The following is a 16,793-nucleotide window of genomic DNA, read 5'->3' as shown; positions in this document are numbered from 1 at the left end:
AACCGGCGCACCTAAAAAACGGGGCCAGCGCCTTTGCTAGCAGTTTAGTTTGAACCATTATGAGATCCTTTTTCTGCTTTCTGGGTATGTGGGCTGGGTTCCTCCTGGCCCCTGAAACCCAGGGGCAACCCAATAATTTCAACCACTGGCTTCAGTACTCCGGCACCTATTGGGTAAACCCGCAGTGGGGCCTTACGGCCCACCTGCAATACCGGACCTATAAGCCGGTAACCGACCTGCGGGTGGCCTTTACGGGCGCCGAGGTGCAACAAGCCTTCAAGGACCTGCCTGTTCTGGTAGCGGCCGGCTATTCCCATTTGTTTAACCGCAACTACCTTACCCCTGAAGAGACTACTTATACCCATGAGAACCGCCTGTACCAGCAAATCACAGTGAGGGGACAAGTGGGGAGCGTGGGCGTTTCACATAGGTACCAGGTAGAGGAACGGTGGCTACCCCAAGGTTACCATACCCGCCTGCGGTACCTGCTGGGGCTACGCGTGCCCATAAAGCCAGACGCCGAAGGGGAAACACCCTGGTATGGGATTCTGCGCAACGAGGTGCGGGTGATTATCAGAGACCAGCCCTTTGACAGCAACCGGGTCTACGGCGGCCTGGGCTACGTGGTCAACAAGCACCTTACCCTGGAAGGCATGTGGATGTCACAACTGGTAGGCACCGGCAAGCACCAGCACTTCAGCGTGTTTGTTCTCCGGCATGATTTCGGGCAGATGGAATAGGGACGGGCAGCCAGGCGCTCAGGTGGAAACGTAAGCCTTGCGCCTGGCGGCGAAGCACGGAAATGCCACTCTCCTGTTTTGGGGCCGTTTTCCGGGAAACAGGCCTAAAACGCCTAACAGGGTAAAAGCAAAAGCCCGTTGCTCTCAGGAACAACGGGCTTTTGCTTTTTCGTCGGAATGGCAGGATTCGAACCTGCGACCTCCAGCACCCCATGCTGGCGCGATACCAGGCTACGCTACATCCCGATCATTGGTATCTGTTGCAAAGAAAGTGAAAATTCAGTTTAAGCAAAAGGGTAGATATCATTTGTGGGGGTAAAAACTTGGCCTTCTGCCAAAAATCTTTCTTCCAAAGGGGCCAGGCCGCCTGGTTTATCCGCTGGTGACGATAGTTTTGCTCCGTTCACCGGCAGGGAAAGCACGTCAGCTGTTGGTTTGGCGGGACTTCTGCGTTCCCCGGAAGGGGAGAGGTGGCGCTACAGTCTGGTGGTTTTCACTTTCAGGTGATAGGTGCCTGAGACCAGCTTTGGCGCGTTAGGGGCGTTTACCTCCACCATCTGCATTTTATACCGGCCCTTAATCTGGAAAAGCGCATCAGGGCCACTGCGCCCCACATATTTCACGGCCACCACCTCATTGTAAGAATCCGTAGACAGGCCCTCCTTGCTGATCAGGGAGGCTCTGCTGCCTTCCAATACCGGCACCTTCATGGAGAACTGAAAAGGTAGGGTATGGTTGCCTAACTCCTGCACCGGGTACTTTTTGAGGTTGGCCGGGAGCACCATGGCGCTGCTGTCTTTAGGGAAAGACAAGAAGAACGTGTTGTTGCTAGAGACCGAAGTGCCAAAGGTGTAGTAGGTCTGGGTATTCAACCCATAAGACGGCAGATCCAGCTGGGTGCAGTCCATTTTGGTACCCCAGTCCGGGGTTTTGAAACTCAGGTGCAGGTCTTCGTCAATCTTGAGGGGATCTGGCGCAGCAGGATTAATTAGATCGCAGGCGGTGAAAGGCAGGCAAAGCAGCAACAGCGCACAAAACCGGGACAGCGTACAGCTTCTATTCATAAGGGCGTAGCGGTTAGAAAGAGCGGGAGTCTGGGCAAAGTTTACAGCAGAAAACATCAGTAGTATCTGTAAGCTAAATGTAAGCGAATCAAAGGTCTATGGCAATACCTAAACGGAAGGGCAAGAACAAAAAAAAAGGAGCCCCGCCTGCATGGCAAGGGCTCCTTCTCCGGTATTGCGTTTTAAGCCTGTTTTTGAGAAAACGGCCCTGAAACGGCTTATTCCACCTCGTCGGTCTGCAGCTGGCGCTCGTAGAGGGCGCGGTACAGGCCATCAATGTCGGCCATAAGTTCCTCGTGGGAACCGTGCTGCACCACCACACCATCGTCCAGCACCAGAATGCGGTTGGCCAGTTTCACGGAGCTCACGCGGTGCGAGATAATGATAGACGTGCGGTTGGCCATGACGCGCTGCAAACTGTTGAGAATAGCGTTCTCGGTCTTGGTGTCAACCGCCGAAAGCGAGTCATCCAGGATCAGGATTTTGGGCTCGCGGGCCAGGGCGCGGGCAATGGAAACGCGCTGCTTCTGCCCACCCGATAGCGTGATGCCGCGTTCGCCCAACACGGTGTCAAACTGCTGCGGGAAGCGCATAATGTTCTCGTAGACGTCGGCGTCTTTGGCGGCCTGCAGCATCTTCTCCTCAGACAAGTCATCTACCCCAAACCCGATGTTGTTTCTGATGGAGTCTGAGAACAGGAACACGTCTTGCGGCACATAGCCGATCTGGCTGCGCAGGTTGGTGATCTTGTAGTTTCTAATGTCTTCGCCGTCAATGAGAATGCGCCCGCCGGTGGCGTCATACAGGCGGCAGACCAGCGCGGCAATGGTACTCTTGCCCGAGCCCGTGTTGCCAATCACGGCCAGGGTGTCACCGGGGTTGATCTGAAACGACAGCTTTTTGAGCGCATGGATGCCCGTGTCTGGGTACACGAAGTCCACCTCGTCAAAGACGATGGATCCCTTGATGTCTTTCTCCAGGTCTTTCTGGGAGATAATATCGGTCTTGGTGTTCAGGAACTCATTGATGCGCTGCTGTGAGGCGGCCGCGCGCTGCACCAGAGAGGTGGTCCAGCCCAGGGCGGTCACCGGCCAGGTAAGCATGTTCACGTAAATCAGGAACTCGGCAATAACGCCGGGCGTGATACTGCCGTTGATCACCTCCTTGCCGCCCAGCCACACGGTAATAATGGTGCTCAGGCCAATGAGAAACAAAATAAGCGGGAAGAACAATGAGTTCACGAAGTTCAGCTCCAGCGATTTGTCTTTATAGGTGTCACTGGCTTTGGTGAAGTTGGCGTGCGAGTCCTGCTCCCGCACAAAGGATTTCAACACCCTGATGCCCGAGAACGCCTCCTGTACAAACGTGGTGATCCCGCTCAGGCTTTTCTGGATCTCGTCAGACTTCCGCTCAATGATGTTGTTCACGTAGTAGATGCTCACACTCAAAATGGGCAGGGGCAGCAGCGTGTAAATGGTGAGCTTCACGTTCACCGACAGCATGTACGGGATCACCATCAGGAACAAAACCAAAAGGTTAATGCCGTACATGATAGCCGGCCCCAGGTACATGCGCACCCGGCTCACGTCCTCAGAGATGCGGGACATGAGGTCGCCGGTGTTGTTGCGGCGGTAGAAGGAGAGGGGCAGGGTCTGGTAATGGGCGTAGATCTCGTTCTTGAGGTCGTTCTCAATGAGGCGGCTCATCACAATAATAGTCTGCCGCATAAAGAATAGGAAAATACCGCGCAGCAAGGCCATGAGCACAATCACGGCCCCGTAGAACAAGGTACTTCTAGCGAAGGTGTCATAGACCGTCTCCTGCTGCGGGAAGCCCTCATGCAGCTGGTACATGGTTATGCCCTCGCGCACCAGGTCAAAGGCGTGGCGCACCACCTGCGCCGGAATAATGGCGAAGATGTTAGAGACGATCACAAACACAATGCCCCAGAACAGCCGGAACTTGTATTTGAGTAGGTATTTATTCAGGTATTTTAATGATTTCACGGACTTAACGTAAGGGAACAGCGTACTAACACTTGTTAGTTTTTTCTTGCTGTAGTTAAAATATAAACTTATTTTTGCCTCAAAATTACCAATTCGCTTTTCTAATATCTAACAAAAGAAAATTGGTGTTATCCTTTCTACCCAACATGATAGAACTTAAAGAAATACCCGTAACGCAGGAATCTTCTGTTTTTAACCAGATAAGCGAGAACCAGCACGAGCAGGTTGTTTTCTGCCATGACCACGAAACCGGCCTAAAAGCCATTATTGGCGTTCATAACACCGTGTTAGGGCCAGCCCTGGGCGGAACCCGTATGTGGACCTACGCCTCTGAGGCCGAAGCGTTACGTGATGTGTTGCGTCTGTCGCGCGGCATGACCTTTAAATCTGCCATCTCTGGTCTGAACCTGGGCGGCGGAAAGGCCGTGATCATAGGTGACTCCAAGAAAGACAAGACCGAGGCCATGATGCGCAAGTTCGGGCGTTTTGTGAATAACCTCAACGGAAAATACATCACCGCCGAGGACATGGGCATGACCACCCAAGACATGGCCTACATTGGCATGGAAACCAAATACGTGGCGGGTTTGCCCGAGTCACAAGGCGGTAGCGGTGACCCGTCGCCGGTGACGGCCTACGGTACCTACATGGGTATGAAAGCGGCCGCCAAAAGAGCCTGGGGCAATGACAGCCTGGCCGGCAAGAAAATCTCTGTGCAGGGCACCGGCCACGTAGGTGGTTACCTGATAGACTACCTGGTGAAAGAAAATGCCCAGCTGTTCATCACAGATATTGACCAGGACCATTTAAAGCGCATCTCGGCCAATACCGGCGCTACCGTGGTAGGCCTGGACGAGATCTATGACGTTGACGCGGATATCTATTCGCCCTGCGCCATGGGAGCCACTATCAATGATGACACCCTGTCCCGCCTGAAGTGCCAGATCATTGCCGGTTGCGCCAACAACCAACTGCAGGATGAGAACGTGCACGGTCCGGCCCTGGTAGACCGCGGCATTATCTATGCTCCAGACTTCCTGATCAACGCCGGCGGTATCATCAACGTGTACTCAGAGGTGAAAAAGCTGAACCGCGAGTGGGCCATGCAGCAGACTGAGCAGATCTACAACACCACGCTCAATATCTTCAACAAAGCCGAAGCGGATGAGACCCACCCGCAAAGAGCCGCCACCCAGCTGGCTCAGAAGCGCATTGATGATATGGCGAAGATCAAGCAAACCTATTAATTCTCTTTCTTCTCTCTTTTGGGAGGAGGATTTTATAAAGCGTTTTGGAGCTGTTTTTTAGAAAACGGCTTCAAAACGCTTTTTCTTTTTTAAGGAATTGAATGGTTTAAGTTTCTATAATGCTTATTCCGGTTATCGCTAGCGTAGTGTCCTTTCTAGCCTGAGTCCTTATGCTTCTAAGTTTCATAGTTTCCCTCCGAGCGCTCACGGCCGCGGGGCCCCGTCTTTCCCCCTCGCACTGCCCTTGCGGCCTATGCTTGTAATTCTCTCTTAGTCTCTGGTATTGCAAGGCCACAAGCGAGGCGCTCGAGGTAAAGACTGGAATTGAGGGAATGCGTGGTAAAATAGGGAAAGATTTTGATGCTGTGTTTTGAGCACGTTTTCCGCAAAACAGCCTCAAAACGCTGCACCGCCCACTAAACGCAGACTCTCCCCTTGAGGGGGGCGAAGAGGGGTGTCTACACAGGAGGGCACGCATTTCGTCCCCATTTGAAGGGGGTAGGGGAATGGCGCACTCTGGCAGATCTCCTCGGTTTCCAGCCCATTTTTCCCCAGTACCAAAACACCCGCGCTTACCTTCGTCTACATCCCTCTTAACCCGGCAACATAAGTACCAACACAGAATTAAAAGGGAACAAGTTTGGTTCTTCCTCTACAAGTTCGGACCTTTGCGGCAGAATTGGCGGTTATACCGTAAAAGTCCTATAGGCCCCTGCGGCCCCGCCAACTTTTAACGCTTTTTTCACGTTCACCACGTTCTTTCCTTATTATCATGCTCAACCGCAGAATACTCCGTATCAAAGCCATGCAAGCCATTTATGCCTACGTGCAGGCAGAAGGCTCCGATTATTTATTGGCCCTGGACCTAATTGCGGACCGCTTCGCCCCAGACCTGATGGCCATTGAGGCGCAGGACAGAAAGAAACTGGAAGGCCAGAAGCAGATTGCCAGCCTGATGTTCAAAGAGTGGTATAAAACCCGCCAGTTTGACACCGAGGAAAAAGACCGTGAGATCTTAGACGCCGCCCAGGCCGCCGTCAACTTTTACCAGAATTCGCTTCGTAAAGACCTGAAGTACTTCGGGACCCAGATGGTGAACGCCGTAGAGGAAATCTATGACCGTTACCTGCTTACCCTGGCCCTCATGCAGGAGATTGTCTACCTCATTGAAGGCGAAGAGAAGAAAGCTGCCACCCGTTTCACGCAACGCCAGGACGCAGACCTGCACCCGCTCATCAACAACAAGGCAGTGCAGAAACTGCTGCAGAACAAGTTTCTGGAGCAGCGCATTATCAGAAGAAACCTGAGCTGGGCCGGCGAGCAGGAGCTCATCCAGAAAATCTACCGCAACAACTTAAAAAACGACCCAGAGATCCTGGCCTGGCTGGAAACCCCAGAGCCTACCTATGAGCAGGACCATGATCTGCTGAAACATATCTTCAAAAACCTTATCTTTAAAGATGAGAACCTGCAGGCCCTGTTTGAGGAGAAAGACCTTAACTGGGTAGAGAACAAATCTGTGGTGAAAAACCTGGTGAACAAATCCATCAAGATGCTGGAGGAGAACACAGATGAGAACCTGCCGTTGCTGGACCTCTCGCCTAGCTGGGAAGATGACAAGGCCTTCTTTGAGGAGCTCTACCATGAGACCCTCAAGGACGACGAGAAGTACGAGAAGATGATTGCCGACAGCGTGCAGAACTGGGACGTGGAGCGGGTAGCGCTGCTGGACAAGATCATCTTAAAGATGGCGCTCTGCGAAATGCATATTTTCCGGAGCATTCCCGTAAAGGTGACCATCAATGAGTATATTGACATTTCAAAAGTATACAGTACCCCCAAGAGCAAGCAGTTTATCAACGGGGTGCTAGACAAGCTGTCACAGGATCTGATCAGCAGCGGCGCCATCCGTAAATCGGGGCGTGGTCTGTTGGACAACAAATAATCCGGGCGGTTTGCCGTTTACTAGACAACAAGCCTTTTAGGCGTTTTGGGCCTGTTTTGCGTAAAACAGGCCTAAAACGGAAAGGCTCTATCGCTAACCACACATAACACTACCAAAACTATGGGCAAAAAGACCAACGCCATCCTTGCCTTTTCCACCGGTATCGCCACGGGCGCTGTTCTGGGAATCTTGTTTGCGCCGGAGAAAGGCCGCGAAACCCGTGACAAGCTGAGCTTTCAGCTGGAGAAATACCGGGCCAAATTATTGGAGTTAACAGACGAGCTCATCGCCGGCCGTGAAGAGGCAGGCTCTGCCGCCAAAGCTGAAGGCCAGCGCGTGATCAAAGACGCCCGCGACAAAGCTGAGCGCCTGCTGGAAGACGTAGACTCCCTCATCAATCAAATCAACAGTAAAAAAGAAATATAAGCCCCACAATACATGACAACCGTTACCCTAATTCCCGGCGACGGGATAGGTCCTGAGATCACGGAAGCCGTAAAGGCGATCTTTGCAGCCGCACAAGTGCCCATTACCTGGGAAGAAGAAAACGCCGGTCAAACCACGTTTGACGCCATGGGCGAACTCATTCCGCAATCATTGATAGACTCCCTGGAGCGCAACCGTATTGCCCTCAAAGGCCCCATCACTACCCCGGTAGGCAAGGGGTTCAAGAGCGTAAATGTGCAGCTGCGCCAGAAGTTTGACCTGTACGCCAACGTGCGCCCCGCCAAGACCACGCCGGGTATCAAGACCCGTTTTGACAACGTGGACCTGGTATTGTTCCGGGAAAACACCGAAGGCCTGTACGCCGGTTTGGAGACGTTTGATGAGCGGTTGGGTATTGCTGATTCCATTGCCCGCGTAACCGTTGAGGGAAGCCATAAAATTGTGCGCGCCGCGTTCAAGTACGCAGACAAGCACAAGCTAAAGGTGACCGTGGCCCACAAAGCCAACATCTTGAAGGCCGCCGGCCGAATTTTCCTGGAAGCCGCCGCCGATGTTTCCAAAGAATATCCGAATGTGGTGTGGGATGACAAGATCATTGACAACATGTGCATGCAGCTGGTAAGCAAGCCAGAGCAGTTCCAGGTGATTGTGACCACCAACCTGTTTGGCGATATCCTCTCTGACCTGTGTGCCGGTCTGGTAGGTGGTCTGGGCGTGGTGTCTGGCGCTAACATTGGCGATGACATGGCCATTTTTGAGGCCGTGCACGGTTCTGCCCCAGATATTGCCGGCCAAGGCCTGGCTAACCCAACGGCTTTGCTGCGTTCTGGGTTAATGATGCTGCAGTACATGGGCTTGTTTGAGCAGGCTTCCAGAATTGAGAAAGCCCTGGAGAAAACCCTCCTGGATAAAAACAGCTGCACCCGTGATTTGGGCGGTACCGCCTCTACCTCAGAATTTGCGCAGCATATCATTTCTAATTTGTAACTTGTCCTAGCTATAGAGGATTTACTATCATGAAAAAACACTTTGTAATTGCCTTGCTTTTAGCCGGTGGTCTCTGGACAACCAGCTGCGAGAAAAAAACCGAGACCGAAACGACCACCACGGTAGCCCAGGAAAACACCGCGGCCACCACCGTGCCCGCCAACGACCCGGCCACCAACCCCAACGTTTCTGGGCAGGAAGCCGTGAACCCTACCGGCCCGAAACCGGTGATGACGTTCAAAGAAACCGAGCATGACTTCGGGACCATCAAGGCTGATAAAAAGGTGAACCACACGTTCACGTTCACCAACACCGGGCAAGCTCCGCTGGTGATTGAGAGCGCTACCGCTACCTGCGGTTGCACCGTGCCGGAATGGCCTAAGGAACCAGTTGCCCCAGGCAAGACCGGTACTATCAAGGTTGAGTTTGACCCAACCGGAAAGTCTGGACAGCAGTCTAAGCAGATCACCATCACGGCCAACACAGATCCGCAGATCAACCAGTTGACTATCAAGACCAACATAGTTGGTGCAGTGCCACAGGCGGGAGCATCCGGACCTGTTCGCTTATAATCTCAGAACAACCCTATGCTAACCGTATTATTGCAAGCTACCCCAGAAGGGGCCAACCTTTATTCTAATTTCCTGTTCATCGGGTTAATTATCCTGGTGTTTTATTTCTTCATGATCAGGCCGCAGCAGAAAAAGGCCAAAGACCAGAAGAAGTTCCGGGAAGAGCTCAAGCGCGGCATGAACGTGGTCACCGTGGGCGGGCTGCACGGCCGTCTGCTCAGCATTGATGATGACACCGTCTGGATTGAGGTAGATAAAGGCATTAAACTGAAGTTTGACAAAGTAGCCATTGCCGTGGAAGCCACCAGCCGGGTGAACAACGCCACCGCAGAGAGCACTACTAATTCTTAAAGGACACCTTGCCGTTTACAAAAACAAAGAACGCCCTCCTCTGGTTACTGAGGCCATTTTCGCCCAGGCAGAAACAGTACTGGAGGGTGGTGTTGCTTTGTTTTTTAACGGCGGCAACGTTTTGGCTGCTTAACGCCCTCAACAAGAATTACACAACCCAGGTCTCTTACCCCATAGAGTTTAAGTATGACCATAAAGCCCTGGTTCCGGTAAAGCCCTTGCCCGAAGAGGTCATGATCAACGTGACCGGCAAAGGCTGGAAACTGCTGCAGAAAAACCTGCTGTTCAACGTAAAGCCCGCCGAATTATCCATCAGGGGTTTGCCTTACGTGAAACGGCTTCCGGGGACCGCCCTCAGGCCCGCTATCTCCGGGGCCTTAGACGGGTTGAGCCTTAACTTCGTCATCACAGACACGGTCAGCTTTGACTTTGACCGCCTGGTACGGCGCAAGCTCCCCCTCACCCTGGACAGTACCCAACTGAAACTAGAGGCCGGCTACGGCTTTGTAGGGCCCGTGAAAGTGCGCCCAGACTCTGTGACCTTTACCGGCCCAGAGCAAATCCTGAACCTCTTTCCCAGCCCGTACCCTCTTTCTTTACCCACCGATGTCTTGAAGGCGCCCTTTAAAGGCGAATTGCCTCTTACCTATGATTTTACCACCTTGGTGAAAGCAGACGTAAGCGAAGCCGAGGTGCAGTTTGGAGTGGTGCCGCTGGAACGCAAGGAAGTGACGGTACAGCCTGTCCTGCAGAATTTCCCGCCGGGCTTGCTGCTTCGGGTCCTGAACGGACCGATAACGGTGCAGTACTCGTTCTTGCCCAAGAACCAAGAGTTGGTGCAGCCCGAACTGTTTCAGGTGGCCCTTGACTACCTGAAATTCAATGCCACTGACTCTACCATTGCCCCTGTAATGCTGCAGCGGTCCCCCAAGACCAGGAACATTACCGTGTTGCCAGGCCGGGTGAAGATCTCCCTAACACCCCAATAACCCATGCTCAAGATAGGGATTACCGGCGGCATAGGCTCTGGCAAGAGCATTGTTTGCCAATGTTTCCAGTTACTGGGTGTGCCGGTCTATGACTCAGATTCCCGCGCCAAATGGGTCATGCACCATGACCCGGAATTGCGGGAGCAATTGATCGCCGCCTTCGGTCCCGAGACCTTTGACGCCCAACAGAACCTCAACCGCACCTACCTCAGCCAAAAGGTCTTCCACAATGCCACCGAATTGGCCAGATTGAATGGCTTGGTGCACCCGCAGGTACGTAAAGACTTCCATGCCTGGTTAGAAGCGCACCAAGCGGCTCCTTATATCTTAAAAGAGGCGGCCCTCATGTTTGAGTCCAATGCCTACACGCAGGTAGATTACGTGCTCACCGTATCTGCCCCCACGCCCTTACGACTGGCCCGTACCCTCCAGCGCGACCCTCACCGCACCGCTACAGACGTGGAAGCCATCATGGCCAAGCAACTATCAGAGGAGGAAAGAGTACGCCGCGCTCAGTTCGTGCTTTACAATGATGACACGCAACTGGTCCTGCCGCAGGTAGTGAAACTCCATGCGACTTTTTTGGAATTAGCTTCCGGGTAGAGGCTTGCTGTTTTAGGGCTGTTTTGCGAAAAACGGGCTAGAAACACTGATCCCAGTAGAGGCTTTAAATCCTAGTTTACATCAAAGGCATTTCATCTGATACTACCTCACCTGATAATTGGATAGCGGGTAAACGGTTTGGAGGGGTCAAAGATTTTTCGGTAGGTGACGTGGGTTTTGTAGATGCGGGCGCCCAGGCTACGGGTCACCATCATCATCTTTGGGTTGAAATCGCCAACCCAGTTCATCTCAATCTCGCGGGCGCCATACGCATTCAGGGGAGCCTGGGAGTGGCAAATCAGGTAAGAGTCTACGCCTTTGGCCTGAAATTCAGGAATTACCCCAAAAATGACCCCAAATACTTTCTTATCGGTGCGTTTGTTGTAGCGCCAGCGGTGGTAGAGGAATTTGAGTTTGGCGGTCAGATTGAACTTGCCGTTCAGGTGCTTGAAAATCTGGTTCAGCTCCGGCAGCATGATGAAAAAGGCGATAGGCTTGCCCTCAAAATACACGAAGTTGATGAGCTGCTCCACCATTACCGGTTTCATGCTGTGTACTATCTTGCGGGCTTTCTCCAGGGTCATCTCATTGATGCCCGAGTGCCCTGCCCAGGCTTTGTTGTAGACTTCCAGAAAATCCTGCGCCAGTTTCTCCAGGTTGTTTTTAGATGGATGCCCAAAGCTGTAGCCTGGGGTAGCATCCAGTGCTTCTGACCGTTGGTACACCTTGTCCCCGAACCGCGCGTGGGTGTCCATGTAGTAGGTGTATTGCTTGAAATACACCTGAAACCCATAGTTCTCAAACAGCTGCTGGTAATAAGGCGGGTGATAGAACATGCCGAAGTTAGGCTCCGTGAACCCCTGCACCAACAGTCCCCACCACCGGTCGCGCTCCCCGAAATTGATAGGTCCGTCCATGGCTTCCATGCCTTGTGCGGCCAGCCATTCCTGACAGGCGGCAAACAGCGTATTGGCTGCTGCCTGGTCCTCTATGCACTCAAAGAAGCCCATGCCTCCCGTCACATACTCAGAAGCCTCCTTGGTCTTGTTATTCACGAAAGCGGCCACCCGGCCAATGGTCTGCCCCTGAGTGTCCTGCAGAATCCAGCGGATGGCGGTACCGTTCTTGAAGTTGGGGTTCTGCTTCGGGTCAAAGACCTGCTCAATGTCCTTGTCCAGAGGCCGTATCCAATTGGGGTGGTTTTGGTAAATAGTAGAAGGAAGATCCAGGAAGGCCTTGACGGTGGCGGCGTTAGTAACTTCTATTAAGGGCATGGTGCGTGGGGCTAAGGAACGCAAAAATACAGAATAGGCGGCAATTGCCACTTTCAATCTCTAAGACAAAAAACTGACTCTCAATTGCAGTCATCCTATAATTTAAAAATTGGGTATACTCGTTTAAAAAATGCTATGCCTAGAATTAAAGATTGCAATCCGCTCCACTTAAAATAAATTGTACATGAAGGCGAATAACGTGGTGCCTCACCTTCACCTTTAGGTCATATCCTTTTTCTCACTGCGCCCTGTTCCTCTGGCAAACCTATTACAGATGCTGCCCCAAGTAGGGCTGTGGCCCTTAATGCCTGACGTCTGTTTATGCTGTTTTTCAGGGCAGGAAGTGTTGTGAGGTAATATTAATTTCCTGTCTAGCAAGGTTATTAAGTGAGGTCGCAAAGGTTAGAATAGTAATGCCTTGTCTGGCAAGATCTTAAGGTTGTTTTTCTGACAGGTTAATAGAGGAAGCAAGTTGCCTTTAAAAGGAGACACCAAACAAAATAGGGCGTACCAAGTAAAATAGAAAAGTTCAAGTGGAAGGCCTTGGCCTAAGATGCGGCCACTGTAGGTTTTTCCCCTGCATCGCCTTAGAGTTTACAAGTTTCCATCTTCTACTTTACTCCTAGTTTAGATTTTGTCCTATCTGAAAATGTACAGATTTCTTTTTCTTGTGGCGCTTCTCAGTTGCTGGTTTCCTGTAACCGGGCAGCACGAGAATCATGGTACACCACCCGCCAAGCAGCAGACCGTTATTTACACCTGCCCTATGCACCCCGAGGTGCAAAGCCCTTCCCCCGGTAAATGCCCCAAATGCGGCATGACTTTGGTAAAGCAAAAAGTTAAGGCTGCGCCCAAAGTAGCCCCAACCCCTAAACCGGAAGTAAGAAAACAGAAACCGGCTGCCCAACCCAGGAGAAAAGTGCAACCTGCCCCAGCGCAGCCTGCTAAGAAGCAACCAGCCGCTAAAAAACCGGTTGAGCACAAGCATGATACCCCTGTCATGAATCCAGAAGTGAAGGAAGGACCAGTTCACAAGGCGGGGCATAAAGTGGAAGAGCCTGGACCTACACAAACGCCCAGGGTAGTGCGTTATGATCTGTACGTGGAGGATACGGTAGTTTACTTCACCGGGAAGCCTAAAAAGGCCATTGCCATCAATGGCAGCATTCCGGCCCCGGCCTTGACATTCACCGAAGGGGATACCGCGGAGATTTACGTCCATAACAAAATGGATGTGGAAACCTCTATCCACTGGCACGGGGTGTTCCTGCCTAACCGGTTTGACGGGGTGCCTTACCTCACCCAAAAGCCTATCGCCCCGCATACCACCTATCTTTACAAGTTCCCCATTATCCAGAATGGAACCTACTGGTATCATAGCCACAGCGGTTTTCAGGAGCAGAGCGGCATGTACGGGGCGCTTATCTTCCACAAGAAGAACGAGCCGGACATGCCAGCCATTCCTATAGTGCTAAGCGACTGGACCGATCTTAAACCCAAGGAGGTGTACCGTTCCCTACGAAGCGCTAACGACTGGTTCGGGATCCAGAAAGGGGCTACCCAGAGTTACGGAGAGGCTATTAAGCAAGGGTATTTTACCACCAAACTCAAGAATGAATGGAAGCGCATGACCGCCATGGATGTGAGTGATGTGGCGTATGAGAAAGTCCTCACGAACGGGCAGTCCACCCACGAGCAGACCCATTTCCAGGCCGGAGACGTGGTAAAACTGCGGGTGGTGAACGGTGGCGCCTCTACCTATTTCTGGCTGACCTATTCCGGTGGAAAGATTACCGTGGTGGCCAATGACGGAAATGATGTGGAACCCGTGGAAGTAGACCGTCTCATCATGGCCCCCTCAGAAACCTATGACCTGCTGGTCACCATCCCCGAGGACATGCAGTATGAGTTCCTGGCGACTGCCGAGGATAGAACCAACGCCACTTCTTTGTGGCTAGGCAGGGGCATGAAGATGCCTGCAGAGCGCCTGGGGAAACTCAACTACTTTGAGGGGATGAAGATGATGAACGACATGATGAAAATGAACGGCGACATGGAGCCCATGGACATGGTGATGAGTAATCAGCAGATGGACATGAACAGCGTCATGTACCCCGAGGGTGCCGGTGGAGGACACGCCGGACACGGGGAGCAGGCCCCAAAGCCAGCCAGTGAGATGGAAAGTAAGATGCAGCCGCAAAAGGACACCACGCAGAAGGCCCATTCCATGCAAGGGCATGAGATGCATAACATGGACATGGACGAGAGTGCAGGCGACCTGGTCACGCTCAACTACGGCATGCTGCGGGCTACCGAGCAGACCACCCTGAAACCGGGACCAGAGAAGGTCTTGCGGTTTGAGTTGACCGGTAACATGAATCGCTACGTCTGGACCATTGACAACAAAACGGTGTCTGAGTCAGACAAAATCTTGATCAAGAAGGGTGAGAACGTGAAAATCATCATGTTTAATAACTCCATGATGCGGCACCCCATGCACCTGCACGGCCATGACTTCCGGGTCCTGAACAAACAAGGGGAATATGCGCCGCTCAAGAACGTGGTGGACATCCTGCCCATGGAAACGGACACCCTGGAATTCGCGGCCTCAGAAAGCGGGGACTGGTTTTTCCATTGCCATATTCTCTACCACATGATGGCTGGCATGGGCCGGGTGTTCACTTACCAGAACTCTCCGCCCAACCCCGAGTTGCCGGACCCCAAACTGGCCTGGAAAAAACTGAACATGGAAGAGGAAATGTTCCTGCCCTCTGGGCAAATAGGAATAGAAAGCAACGGCAGTGACGGGGAGTTTATGCTCGCCAACGCCCGGTACCAGGTCTCCACCGAATGGCGCATTGGTTTCAAGAAAGAGTTCGGCATTGAGAGTGAAACCTACTTTGGTCGGTATCTGGGCAAGATGCAGTGGCTTTTCCCTTTTGTCGGGTTTGATTACCACCACAACAGCGTGGAGAACGAGCCAGAGGAAACCATGCTGGGGCAATCTAGTAACCAGAATAACAGGAAGGCTTTCGTGGCGGGGGTGCAGTATATCTTACCCATGCTCGTGCAGGCGGAAGCCAGGGTAGACAGCAAAGGCAAGTTGCGTTTCCAACTTCGCCGGGAAGACATTCCGCTGACCAGCCGTCTGCGGATGAACCTGACCGCCAACACAGACAAGGAGTATATGGCTGGCTTCAGGTATGTGCTCACCAAATACATTTCCCTGTCCACGCATTATGACAGCGACATGAAATACGGGGCCGGTTTCACCTTTGTCTATTAAGGCAGGCTTATTCCTCCTTCCCAAGCCCTGTCAGAAAGGGTGGGGCTCATAATTGACACGTGCAGTAGAAGCAACAGTAATGGTAGGTGTCTTTTCAATTTATTAGAATAGTTAAACGTGGGGTATTGCTTCAAAAATTAGTGTAGTTTAGGCTAGATTTACCACATTTAGAGAGCTGGAGTCCTTAATTCATGGATTTTCATGGCATGCTACAAAGCGTCTCCAGAACAGATTCTATGCTCTTACTTGGTAAAATGTTAACCTTGGGCAGCCGACTAAAAATAAAGGGAAGCCATTTTGAAAGTTCATGGAGGGCATTTGCCTAACGTTGGATGGCTTACGTGTCATTGCCTATACCAAGGTTATTTTCGTGCTTATCTTAAAACTACCCATCCTCTTAAAGGACGTTATTTCATGAGAACCCTTCTGCCATTGCTTTTCCTAAGCCTTGCCTTTCTTGCCTGTGAATCAAAGCAATCAGGTGATATCTCCAGTTCAGAAGTTCCTGTCGCTAACGCGCAAACTATTGTTGACAGGGCCATAGAGGTTCATGGTGGGGAAAGGTTTGAGAACCTGGAGATGGCTTTCAGATTCAGGGACCGGGAGTACACCGCCAAAAGGGAGGATGGTCAATATACCTATACCCGTGCTTTCACGGATACGCTGGGCCAGGTAAAAGACGTGCTTACCAACAGCGGGTTCTCCAGGACCATTAACGGCAAAAGACAAAGCCTTCCGGCCGAAAGGGTAAAAGCATTTACCGCCTCCGTGAATTCTGTGATTTACTTTGCTTTACTCCCTTTCGGGCTCAACGACCCGGCGGTCCAAAAGCAGTTACTGGGTACGGTAACCATTAAGGGTATTCCCTATCATAAGATTAAAGTAACCTTCAAGCAGGATGGTGGGGGAGAAGACTTTCAGGATGAGTTCCTTTACTGGATGAACCAGGAGAAAGGAACTATGGATTACCTGGCGTATACGTATGCCACAGAGGGCGGCGGTATCCGTTTCCGGAAGGCCATCAACCCCAAGGTTATCCAGGGCATCAGGTTCCAAGACTACATTAACTATGAACCTGCAGGAAATAATTTTCTAGAGATAGAGAAAGATTTTGAGGCGGGCAACCTGAAAGAACTTTCCAGGATAGAACTACAAGACATTAAGGTTAGAGCACGTTAGAACTTAGTTCTTTTCTTATTGTATGAGATCCTTCATTCACACTCCGGCCAATGCCTTCTTCACCTTGATGCTCAGGACAATTGGCCTATACCGGAGTTATTCT

General features: G+C 51.9%; 15 protein-coding genes and 1 tRNA gene. 11 read left to right on the top strand and 5 right to left on the bottom strand.

All coding sequences use genetic code 11. The features are described 5' to 3' along the window. Positions 1 to 59 precede the first annotated feature (59 nt). Positions 60 to 740 carry a DUF2490 domain-containing protein gene (locus tag TH63_RS17105; RefSeq protein ID WP_082161772.1) on the top strand — a complete coding sequence of 227 codons (681 nt, stop codon included), beginning with the start codon at positions 60 to 62 and terminating at the stop codon, positions 738 to 740. Between the two features lie 172 nt (positions 741 to 912). Here the strand turns inward: TH63_RS17105 and TH63_RS17100 are convergent. The 3 genes from TH63_RS17100 to TH63_RS17090 all read right to left on the bottom strand — a co-directional run bounded on the left by TH63_RS17100 (position 913) and on the right by TH63_RS17090 (position 3,810). After that, positions 913 to 986: transfer RNA gene (locus TH63_RS17100), tRNA-Pro, on the bottom strand. A gap of 230 nt (positions 987 to 1,216) precedes the next feature. Continuing rightward, positions 1,217 to 1,804, bottom strand: coding sequence for a hypothetical protein (locus tag TH63_RS17095; RefSeq protein ID WP_156180678.1), 588 nt, complete (start codon positions 1,802 to 1,804; stop codon positions 1,217 to 1,219). Between the two features lie 218 nt (positions 1,805 to 2,022). Then, on the bottom strand, positions 2,023 to 3,810 hold the full coding sequence (locus TH63_RS17090) for an ABC transporter ATP-binding protein (protein ID WP_048922018.1): 1,788 nt from the start codon (positions 3,808 to 3,810) through the stop codon (positions 2,023 to 2,025). A gap of 146 nt (positions 3,811 to 3,956) precedes the next feature. Between TH63_RS17090 and TH63_RS17085 the strand changes: the two genes are divergently transcribed. From TH63_RS17085 to coaE, 8 genes are all read left to right on the top strand, one after another. Continuing rightward, positions 3,957 to 5,057, top strand: a complete 1,101-nt coding sequence (locus TH63_RS17085; RefSeq protein ID WP_048922017.1) for a Glu/Leu/Phe/Val dehydrogenase dimerization domain-containing protein — start codon at positions 3,957 to 3,959, stop codon at positions 5,055 to 5,057. Positions 5,058 to 5,829: 772 nt separating this feature from the next. Continuing rightward, positions 5,830 to 7,002 (top strand): transcription antitermination factor NusB, encoded by a 1,173-nt coding sequence (gene nusB / locus TH63_RS17080; protein ID WP_048922016.1) that lies wholly within the window; start codon positions 5,830 to 5,832, stop codon positions 7,000 to 7,002. Between the two features lie 120 nt (positions 7,003 to 7,122). Further along, positions 7,123 to 7,428, top strand: a complete 306-nt coding sequence (locus tag TH63_RS17075; RefSeq protein WP_048922015.1) for a YtxH domain-containing protein — start codon at positions 7,123 to 7,125, stop codon at positions 7,426 to 7,428. Between the two features lie 12 nt (positions 7,429 to 7,440). Then, the gene (locus tag TH63_RS17070; protein WP_048922014.1) at positions 7,441 to 8,436 is read left to right on the top strand and encodes an isocitrate/isopropylmalate dehydrogenase family protein; all 996 of its coding nucleotides are present in this window, start codon (positions 7,441 to 7,443) and stop codon (positions 8,434 to 8,436) included. Positions 8,437 to 8,465: 29 nt separating this feature from the next. Further along, positions 8,466 to 9,008 carry a DUF1573 domain-containing protein gene (locus TH63_RS17065; protein WP_048922013.1) on the top strand — a complete coding sequence of 181 codons (543 nt, stop codon included), beginning with the start codon at positions 8,466 to 8,468 and terminating at the stop codon, positions 9,006 to 9,008. A 15-nt stretch (positions 9,009 to 9,023) separates the two neighbouring features. Beyond that, complete coding sequence (gene yajC, locus TH63_RS17060; protein ID WP_048922012.1) at positions 9,024 to 9,359, top strand: preprotein translocase subunit YajC; 336 nt, start codon at positions 9,024 to 9,026, stop codon at positions 9,357 to 9,359. An 89-nt stretch (positions 9,360 to 9,448) separates the two neighbouring features. Then, positions 9,449 to 10,348, top strand: coding sequence for a YbbR-like domain-containing protein (locus TH63_RS17055; RefSeq protein ID WP_076606680.1), 900 nt, complete (start codon positions 9,449 to 9,451; stop codon positions 10,346 to 10,348). Between the two features lie 3 nt (positions 10,349 to 10,351). Then, on the top strand, positions 10,352 to 10,951 hold the full coding sequence (coaE, locus tag TH63_RS17050; protein WP_048922010.1) for a dephospho-CoA kinase: 600 nt from the start codon (positions 10,352 to 10,354) through the stop codon (positions 10,949 to 10,951). Between the two features lie 107 nt (positions 10,952 to 11,058). On the opposite strand, the gene TH63_RS17045 is transcribed toward coaE, so the two are convergent. After that, positions 11,059 to 12,225 (bottom strand): hypothetical protein, encoded by a 1,167-nt coding sequence (locus tag TH63_RS17045; RefSeq protein WP_048922931.1) that lies wholly within the window; start codon positions 12,223 to 12,225, stop codon positions 11,059 to 11,061. A 224-nt stretch (positions 12,226 to 12,449) separates the two neighbouring features. Then, on the bottom strand, positions 12,450 to 12,548 hold the full coding sequence (locus tag TH63_RS20945; RefSeq protein WP_394331430.1) for a twin-arginine translocation signal domain-containing protein: 99 nt from the start codon (positions 12,546 to 12,548) through the stop codon (positions 12,450 to 12,452). Between the two features lie 347 nt (positions 12,549 to 12,895). Here TH63_RS20945 and TH63_RS17040 point away from each other — a divergent pair, with 347 nt between their 5' ends. Continuing rightward, complete coding sequence (locus TH63_RS17040) at positions 12,896 to 15,511, top strand: multicopper oxidase domain-containing protein (RefSeq protein ID WP_231583500.1); 2,616 nt, start codon at positions 12,896 to 12,898, stop codon at positions 15,509 to 15,511. A 414-nt stretch (positions 15,512 to 15,925) separates the two neighbouring features. Further along, positions 15,926 to 16,690, top strand: coding sequence for a DUF6503 family protein (locus tag TH63_RS17035; RefSeq protein ID WP_048922009.1), 765 nt, complete (start codon positions 15,926 to 15,928; stop codon positions 16,688 to 16,690). Positions 16,691 to 16,793 lie beyond the last annotated feature (103 nt).

This window comes from Rufibacter radiotolerans, assembly GCF_001078055.1.
Classification (GTDB): Bacteria; Bacteroidota; Bacteroidia; order Cytophagales; family Hymenobacteraceae; genus Nibribacter; species Nibribacter radiotolerans.
This window is presented reverse-complemented; position numbering and strand designations above follow the sequence as displayed.

Coding starts and splice junctions, on each gene's coding strand:
- TH63_RS17105 (WP_082161772.1), top strand. CDS start 60: ATGAGATCCTTTTTCTGCTTTCTGGGTATGTGGGCTGGGTTCCTCCTG.
- TH63_RS17095 (WP_156180678.1), bottom strand. CDS start 1,804: ATGAATAGAAGCTGTACGCTGTCCCGGTTTTGTGCGCTGTTGCTGCTT.
- TH63_RS17085 (WP_048922017.1), top strand. CDS start 3,957: ATGATAGAACTTAAAGAAATACCCGTAACGCAGGAATCTTCTGTTTTT.
- nusB (WP_048922016.1), top strand. CDS start 5,830: ATGCTCAACCGCAGAATACTCCGTATCAAAGCCATGCAAGCCATTTAT.
- TH63_RS17075 (WP_048922015.1), top strand. CDS start 7,123: ATGGGCAAAAAGACCAACGCCATCCTTGCCTTTTCCACCGGTATCGCC.
- TH63_RS17070 (WP_048922014.1), top strand. CDS start 7,441: ATGACAACCGTTACCCTAATTCCCGGCGACGGGATAGGTCCTGAGATC.
- TH63_RS17065 (WP_048922013.1), top strand. CDS start 8,466: ATGAAAAAACACTTTGTAATTGCCTTGCTTTTAGCCGGTGGTCTCTGG.
- yajC (WP_048922012.1), top strand. CDS start 9,024: ATGCTAACCGTATTATTGCAAGCTACCCCAGAAGGGGCCAACCTTTAT.
- coaE (WP_048922010.1), top strand. CDS start 10,352: ATGCTCAAGATAGGGATTACCGGCGGCATAGGCTCTGGCAAGAGCATT.
- TH63_RS17045 (WP_048922931.1), bottom strand. CDS start 12,225: ATGCCCTTAATAGAAGTTACTAACGCCGCCACCGTCAAGGCCTTCCTG.
- TH63_RS17035 (WP_048922009.1), top strand. CDS start 15,926: ATGAGAACCCTTCTGCCATTGCTTTTCCTAAGCCTTGCCTTTCTTGCC.